The following is a 7,148-nucleotide window of genomic DNA, read 5'->3' on the forward strand; positions in this document are numbered from 1 at the left end:
GCCTGGAGCAGCTTGAGGATGATGTTCTCGACATCCTCGCCGACATAGCCGGCCTCGGTCAGCGTCGTCGCGTCGGCCATGGTGAAGGGCACGTCGAGGATGCGGGCCAGCGTCTGCGCGAGCAGCGTCTTGCCCGAGCCGGTCGGCCCGATCAGCAGGATGTTCGACTTCGCGAGCTCGACGTCGTTCTGCTTCGTCGCGTGCGAGAGACGCTTGTAGTGGTTGTGCACCGCCACCGAGAGCACCTTCTTGGCGTGCTCCTGGCCAATGACGTAGTCGTCGAGGACCTTGCGGATCTCCTTGGGGGTCGGCACGCCGTCCTTCGACTTCACCAGCGCGGATTTCGATTCCTCGCGGATGATGTCCATGCAGAGCTCGACGCATTCATCGCAGATGAACACGGTCGGGCCCGCGATGAGCTTGCGAACCTCATGTTGGCTCTTGCCGCAGAAAGAGCAGTAAAGCGTGCTCTTCGAGTCGCCGCCGGGCTTGTTAGCCATCGTCCATCTCCAGTTCGGGAGCCGGGAGCCGCATCGCCCGTGGCGGATGCAGCCGTCGTCTCTCCGTCATATCTAAGCGCTCAGATCACGATGATTAGGTTAACGGCCCGTTCCGGTACATTCGGATACGCAGGGCCGGCCCAAGCCGGATCAGAATGGAGCGCCCGTCCGCTCACCCCCGGCCCCATGCAAACACGGGGCCGTCCTTCGTTCAATATGGGGGCTCCGACGAGCAGGGCCAACCCACAGGATCGCGAGCGCCCCGATCAGGCCTCGACCTCCGGCCGGCGCTCCATGACCTTGTCGATCAGGCCGAACTCCTTGGCCTGCTCGGCGGTCATGAAATTGTCGCGCTCCAGCGCGGCGTGGATGTCCTCATAGGAACGCCCGGTGTGCTTCACGTAAATCTCGTTCAGCCGCTTCTTCAGGCTCTCGACCTCCCTGGCATGGATCAGGATGTCGGTGACCTGACCCTGGAAGCCGCCGGAGGGCTGGTGAACCATGATGCGCGCATTCGGCAGGGCGAAGCGCATGTCCTTGGCGCCGGCCGTCAGCAGCAGCGAGCCCATCGAGGCGGCCTGGCCGATGCAGACCGTCGTCACCGGGCAGCGGATGAGCTGCATGGTGTCGTAGATCGAGAGGCCGGAGGTGACCACGCCGCCGGGCGAGTTGATGTAGAAGGAGATTTCCTTCTTGGGGTTCTCGGCTTCGAGGAACAGGAGCTGCGCCACGATCAGCGAGGCGGAATAGTCCTCGACCGGGCCGGTGAGGAAGATGATGCGCTCGCGCAGCAGGCGCGAATAGATGTCGAAGGCGCGCTCACCGCGGCTCGACTGCTCGACCACCATCGGGACGAGATTGTTGTAGGTCTCGAGCGGATCGCGAAGCATGGATCTGTCCTTGAGGTGGAACGCTGGGAGCCCAGCGAGATGTCGAATCGGCGGTGTCTCGGAAGACACTCACTTAAGCACGGCAATCGCGACTGAAAAGGGAAGCGCCGCCGGTCGCGAAGGCCGGCGGCGCGAATGCTGTCGTTAAGGTTGCCCGGAAGCTCAGGCGGAGGCGTCGTCAGCCTTGGCTTCGGCCTTCTTCGTCTTCTTGGCGGCGGCCTTCTTCGGCTTGGCCTCGGTGGCTTCCTCGGCGTCGTCGTCAGCGTAGAGCGCCTCCCGCGAAACCGTCTGGTCCTCGACCTTCACCTGGCCGAGGAGGTGGTCGACGACCTTCTCCTCGAAGATCGGGGCGCGGATCTCGGCGAGAGCCTGCGGGTTCTTGCGGTAGAACTCCCAGACCTGCTTCTCCTGGCCCGGGAACTGGCGGGCGCGCTCGATCAGAGCCTGCGTGACCTCGTCGTCCGAGATCTGGACCTTGGCCTGATCGCCGATCTCGGCCAGCACGAGGCCCAGACGCACGCGGCGCTCGGCGATCTTGCGGTAGTCGGCCCGGGCGGCGTCCTCGGTCGTGTCTTCGTCGGCGAAGGTCTTGTTGGCCTGCTTCATGTCGGCCTCGACCTGGCTCCAGACGCTGGCGAACTCCTGCTCGACCAGGGTCGGCGGCAGCTCGAAGCCGTACTTGCCGTCGAGCGCATCGAGCAGGCCCTTCTTGAGCTTGCGGCGCGACTGGGCGGCGAAGTCGCGGCCGATCTGCTCGGTCACGGCTTCCTTGAGCTTGTCGAGCGACTCCATGCCGAAGCCCTTGGCGAGCTCATCGTCGATCTTGATGGCCTCGGGCGCCTGCACGTCGGTCACGGTGACCTCGAACTCGGCCGGCTTGCCGGCAAGGTTCTCGGCCGCATAGTTCTCGGGGAAGGTCACCTTGACGGTGCGGGTCTCGCCGGTCTTGGCGCCCTCGAGCTGCTCCTCGAAGCCGGGGATGAACTGGCCGGCGCCGAGATCGAGCGGGATGCCCTCGCCCGTGCCACCGTCGAACTTCTCGCCGTCGAGCGTACCGACGAAGGAGATGATCAGGCGGTCGCCCTTCTCGGCCTTGGCCTTCTCGCCCTTGGTCGAATAGCTGCGGTTGCCGGAAGCCATGCGCAGCAGCGCGGCATCGACATCGGCGTCCGGAACCTCGGCGACCGGCTTCACGAGCGAAACGTCCGAGAGGTCGGCGAGCTCGATCTTCGGGAGAACTTCGAGCGCGACGGTGAAGGCGAGATCGCCCTTGGCCTCCATCGCGGCCTCGATCTCTTCCTTGTTCTCGGGGAAGCGGATCTGCGGCTCGAAGGCGAGCTTCAGGTTGTTGTCGGCGACGATCTTCTGGTTCGCCTCGTTGACGGCGTTCTGCAGCACGTCGGACATGACCGAACGGCCATAGAGGCGGCGCAGATGCGCGACCGGCACCTTGCCCGGGCGGAAGCCATTGATCTTGGCCTTGCCCTGGAGGTCCTGGAGGCTGCCATCGAGCCTGGACTTCAGGTCGGCGGCGTTCAGCACCACCTGGAATTCGCGCTTGAGGCCCTGGGACAGGGTTTCGGTCACGTTCATTTTTGTACCGCCAACAGCTCGTTTACGTCTCAATGTCCAAAGCGCGACGCCGGTTCGACCGCCGCCGCGCTCGCGAAAAAACTAGACCGATGGTGCGGGCGGAGGGACTCGAACCCCCACGACTTTCGCCGCTGGTACCTAAAACCAGTGCGTCTACCAATTCCGCCACGCCCGCCGGCCGATAGCGCTGCGCGCGAGCAAACGCAGCGCGGCCATCGTCAAGCCGCAGGCCTATACGCATTTCGGCCGGGCCATGCAGCAAAAAAATGACGGTTCTGCAAAACAGGCCACCCGCAGCGCTTTTCCAAGCCGGGGCGGACGACGCTCTCGCCATAGTCCACCGGTCAGATTATGCGATAGGCCATGACCAAGCCGCCCGCCGCCGCCAGCCCCTCCCTCACGCGCCGCCATATGCTGGCGGGGCTTGGCGGCACCTGCCTGATCGCTCCGCGGGCAGGATTGGCCCAAGCGCCGGCCATTGCCGCCAGGGCTGCGACCGAGCCCCAGCGGCAGACGCTCGTCGCGGAGCCCATGAAGGCAAGGCTGCGCCCGTCACCCCCCGCCGATACGGAAATCTGGGCCTTCGGCGGCGCCACGCCCGGCCCGACCTTGCGAATCAAGCAGGGCGAGACGCTGGCCCTCAAACTCGAAAACAAGACGGCGGCGCCGCTCGACCTGCATTGGTACGGCCTTCGCGGCGAGGCCGAGCGCGACGGCGCCGCCAGCTTCACACGCCCGCCCATCGCGCCCGGAGAAACCGGCGAATTCCGGATCACGCCGCCGGATTCGGGCACCCTACTCTATCGCCCGCTCCGGGCCGGCGGCTCGTCCGAACCGGCCGGCCGGGGCCTGAGCGGGCTCGTCATCGTCGAGGAAAAGGAGCCGCTGCCGGCCGATCTCGACCTGCCCGTGCTCGTCACGGACTGGCTCATCGGCGACGACCAGGCGCTCCAGCCCTTCGTGCTGCAAGGCAACGCTGCGGCCTCGGCCGGGCGGCTCGGGAGTTGGCTCACCGTGAACGGCCGCTCGCCGCCGCAGCCGATCTCGGCGCGGCCGGGGGCGCGCATTCGTCTCAGGCTGGCCAATGCCTGCAACGCCCGGATCATGCGACTGCGCTTCGATGGCGGGAAGGCGACCGTGATCGCGGTCGACAGCCAGCCGACCGAGAGTTTCGAGCCCGTGCGCTCGCAATTGCCCTTTGCGCCGGGCACGCGTTACGACGTCATCCTCGACCTGCCGATCGAGGTCGGCGCCGCCGTGAACATCAGCGCGCTGATCGGCGGCGGACTGCCATTGGTCAGGATCGTCACGGCAGGCCAGCCGCAGGTGCCGCCTGCGGCCGCGCCGGCCCTGAAGCTCAACCCCGCCCTGCCGCTCGGCGTGCGCATGCAGGATGCGTTACGGCCCGAACTCGTCGTCGAGGGCGGCGCGAAGCTGACCGAGGATCAGAAGCTGGACTTCTCGGGACTCGACCTGGCCAGCCCGTGGCGGGTCAATGGCGGCACGGGCTCGTTCGATGGCAAGCCGCTGTTCAGCGTCAAGCGCGGCACGCCGATCGTGATGGCGATCGACAACCGCACGGCCTTCGTGCAGCCGTTCCACGTCCATGGCCACAGCTTCCGGCTGCTGCACCCGCTCGACGACGGCTGGGAGAACTATTTCCTCGACACCGTGCAGATTCCCGAGCGCAAGAAGCTGCACATCGCCTTCATCGCCGACAATCCCGGACGCTGGCTGATCTCGTCGACGGTGCTGGAGCGCTTCGACCTCGGGCTGTGGAGCTGGTTCGAGGTGACATGACGCTGGTCGTCAGAGGCCAAGCCGCTCGACCACGTCCTGCACGATCGCGTCCTTGCTGTCCTCGACCGAGACGACCAGCGGCTTCTCGTCGTCGCCCGGCTCCTCCAGCGCGGCGAACTGGCTGTCGAGCAAGGCCGGCGGCATGAAATGGTGCTGGCGAGCGGCCATGCGCCGGCCGATCAGTTCGCGCGAGCCCTTGAGATAGACCAGGCGCACGTCCGGCCGGTCGCCGACGATCACCCGCCGATAGGCGCGCTTCAGGGCCGAGCAGGTGACGATGCCGTGCTCGCCCTTGGACCGGAGATCGTCGATCCAGGCGGCGATGGCCGTGAGCCAGGGCTTACGGTCGTCATCGTTGAGCGGGGTGCCGCCGGCCATCTTGGCGACGTTCTCGGGCGGATGGAAGGAATCGGCGTCACGGAACGGCCAGCCGAGGCGCTCCGCCAGCCGCTCGCCGAGCGAGGTCTTGCCCGAGCTTGCGACGCCCATGACGACGATGACGGCCGGGCGGCCGCCGCTTGCTCCCTGCGTCACCGCTTCAGCCCTGCTTCTTGGGTTCGACATGGCCGCCGAAGCCGGCGCGCATCGCCGAGAGGATCCTCTCGCCGAAGGTGTGGTCGACGCGCGAGCGGAAGCGCGCGAACAGCGCCGAGGTCAGCACCTCGGCCGGCGTCGCGGTCTCGACGGCGGCATCGACCGTCCAGCGGCCCTCGCCGGAATCCGAGACATTGCCGGTATAGGAGGAGAGCTCCTCGTCGGCGGCCAGCGCCTCGGCCGTCAGATCGAGCAGCCAGGAGGTGACGACCGAGCCGCGGCGCCAGACCTCGGCAATCTCGGCGGTATCGAAATCGAAGCCGTATTCGGCCGGCAGGCCTTCCTTGGCCGAGGCGTTGCGCAGCAGGTCGAAGCCCTCGGCGAAGGCCTGCATCATGCCGTATTCGATGCCGTTATGGACCATCTTGACGAAATGGCCGGAGCCGGTCGGCCCGCAATGCAGATAACCCTGCTCGCTGGTCGGGTTGCGGCCCTCGCGATGCCTGGTCGGTTCGATATCGCCCTTGCCGGGCGCCAGCGTCGCGAAGATCGGCTCCAGGCGGTTGAAGGCCGCCTTGTCGCCACCGATCATCAGGCAATAGCCGCGATCGAGCCCGTGAACGCCGCCGGAGGTGCCGATATCCATGTAATGGACGCCCTTGGCGCCAAGCTCCTTGCCGCGGCGGACATCGTCCTTCCAGAAGGCGTTGCCGCCGTCGATCAGCGTGTCGCCCGCCCCGACGAGCCCGGCGAGCTCAGCCAGGGTCGCCTCGGTGACCTTGCCGGCCGGCAGCATCACCCAGATGGCGCGCGGCGCCTGGAGCTTGGCGACCATGTCCTTGAGATCGGAAGCGACGACCGCGCCGTCCGCGGCGAGCGCCTGACCCGGCTTCGGGTCGCGGTCATAGACCACGCATTCATGGCCGGCGCGCATCAGCCGGCGCACGATATTGCCCCCCATACGGCCGAGGCCGATCACTCCAAGCTGCATGTCAGACACTCCGTGAAGCCGGCTTTTTCTGCTTCAAGCATGGAGGCGACGGGCGGAGCAAGCTGAAGCAACGCAGGGCTCAGGCCCGGATTTGCCGTTGCAAGGCCCGCCAGCGGCCCGGCGTGACGCCAAAGGCGCGGCGGAACTGGCGGGTCAGATGGCTCTGATCGGCGAAACCTAACGCGAAGGCCACATCGGCCAGGGACGCATCCTCCGCCATCATGCGGCGGGCGCGATCGAGCCGGCGCATCACGAGGTAGTTATAGGGGCTGGTGCCGAAGGCCGCGCGGAACTGGCGCGCCAGGGCGAAGCGATCGAGCCCGGTGATGGTTTCCAGCCGGCTGGAATCGACGGCCTCGGGCGCATGGGCATCGAGATAGTCGCGAGCCCGCTCCAGCGCCGTGACGTCAAGCCGGGAGCAGCGAGCGCTCCCCGACAAGGGATCGAGCGCGAGCAACGCCTGCGCGAGCCGTTCGACCATATCGTCGGCCGCCAGCGGGTCGAGCGGCTGGCCGAGGTCTCGCAGCGCGCCAGCGATCGCCGCGACAAGGCGCGTGTCCTGCGAAACGACCGCGGATATGAAGGGCAAGGCGCGGCCGCATTCGCCCATCGCCTGCCGGATCAGGCGCGGCTCGACATAGATCATGCGGTAGCGGAATCCGGCCTCGACGCCGGAGCGGCCGTTATGGACCGATTGCGTTGAAAAAGTCGGCTGTGGGTCGGCTGCTGATTGAGGCTGAACGGATCGCTGAGAGTGCGTGCGCCCTTATGCCGCCAGGGACGGTGCTCCGGCCGGCATCAGCTTCGCCATTTTCCTGAGGTTCTGGGCGGTGGCTGCGA

At 66.8% G+C, this 7,148-nt stretch carries 7 protein-coding genes, 1 tRNA gene and 1 pseudogene; 1 reads left to right on the forward strand and 8 read right to left on the reverse strand.

Annotated elements, in window-relative coordinates:
- From J0I42_RS23875 to J0I42_RS23890, 4 genes are all read right to left on the reverse strand, one after another.
- The coding region (locus J0I42_RS23875) for a ClpX C4-type zinc finger protein (RefSeq protein ID WP_291658673.1) at positions 1–500 on the reverse strand (500 nt) is incomplete at its 3' end.
- Positions 501–766: 266 nt separating this feature from the next.
- Positions 767–1,390: an ATP-dependent Clp protease proteolytic subunit gene (locus J0I42_RS23880; RefSeq protein ID WP_291658674.1), complete on the reverse strand. Its 624-nt coding sequence runs from the start codon at positions 1,388–1,390 to the stop codon at positions 767–769.
- A gap of 162 nt (positions 1,391–1,552) precedes the next feature.
- Positions 1,553–2,983 (reverse strand): trigger factor, encoded by a 1,431-nt coding sequence (tig, locus tag J0I42_RS23885; protein ID WP_291658675.1) that lies wholly within the window; start codon positions 2,981–2,983, stop codon positions 1,553–1,555.
- Positions 2,984–3,073: 90 nt separating this feature from the next.
- A tRNA-Leu gene (locus tag J0I42_RS23890) sits at positions 3,074–3,158 on the reverse strand.
- Between the two features lie 188 nt (positions 3,159–3,346).
- Here J0I42_RS23890 and J0I42_RS23895 point away from each other — a divergent pair.
- A complete protein-coding gene (locus J0I42_RS23895; protein ID WP_291658677.1) occupies positions 3,347–4,783 on the forward strand; it encodes a multicopper oxidase family protein in 1,437 nt (478 codons plus the stop codon).
- Positions 4,784–4,792: 9 nt separating this feature from the next.
- On the opposite strand, the gene J0I42_RS23900 is transcribed toward J0I42_RS23895, so the two are convergent.
- The 4 genes and pseudogenes from J0I42_RS23900 to J0I42_RS23915 form a co-directional block, all read right to left on the reverse strand.
- Entirely contained in the window at positions 4,793–5,317 is a 525-nt protein-coding gene (locus tag J0I42_RS23900) for a gluconokinase (RefSeq protein WP_291658678.1), read from the reverse strand.
- A 4-nt stretch (positions 5,318–5,321) separates the two neighbouring features.
- Positions 5,322–6,317, reverse strand: coding sequence for a phosphogluconate dehydrogenase (NAD(+)-dependent, decarboxylating) (gene gnd / locus J0I42_RS23905; RefSeq protein ID WP_291658680.1), 996 nt, complete (start codon positions 6,315–6,317; stop codon positions 5,322–5,324).
- A 70-nt stretch (positions 6,318–6,387) separates the two neighbouring features.
- Positions 6,388–6,789, reverse strand: a complete 402-nt coding sequence (locus J0I42_RS23910) for a helix-turn-helix transcriptional regulator (RefSeq protein ID WP_291658682.1) — start codon at positions 6,787–6,789, stop codon at positions 6,388–6,390.
- Positions 6,790–6,801: 12 nt separating this feature from the next.
- Positions 6,802–6,990, reverse strand: a pseudogene (locus J0I42_RS23915) (AraC family ligand binding domain-containing protein); the annotation flags it as partial.
- Between the last annotated feature and the right edge of the window lie 158 nt (positions 6,991–7,148).

The organism is Allobosea sp. (assembly GCF_017308015.1).
Classification (GTDB): domain Bacteria; phylum Pseudomonadota; class Alphaproteobacteria; order Rhizobiales; family Beijerinckiaceae; genus Allobosea.